The organism is Dellaglioa sp. CoH-56-MRSF-10, assembly GCF_056782175.1.
The window spans coordinates 1-278 of the sequence record NZ_JBXAYF010000107.1 but is presented as its reverse complement, the minus strand read 5'-3'; the positions used below and the strand labels follow the sequence as shown (position 1 = coordinate 278).

Sequence of the window (278 nt, the reverse complement as noted above, 5' to 3'; positions counted from 1 at the left end):
GATCAACACCGAGGAAGTACGCGCCGAGATTGCGCAGCGCGCAGTTGACATCACAGGAGCGGCATCTGCGTTCCACTCGGCAATGGATGAGGCAGAAAAAGAAGCCCGATCCAAGACGCAAGAACTAGAAGACACGAGCCGAAAGTTGAAGGACGGCGCGCAGCATGTGTCAGAAAAGCCAGTCGGGCACCGTGTGTTTGATCCAGCTGTTTATGGCGAGAAGGTAGCCGAGTGGTTGGACAACTCCAACCATTACACACTTTAAGGAGAGTAGTTTG

At 53.6% G+C, this 278-nt stretch carries 1 protein-coding gene; it reads left to right on the top strand.

The features are described 5' to 3' along the window. Nucleotides 1–265, top strand: a 265-nt coding sequence (locus tag AC1RP4_RS07995; protein WP_481763276.1) for a hypothetical protein, incomplete at its 5' end; no start/stop codon positions are given. Between the last annotated feature and the right edge of the window lie 13 nt (nt 266–278).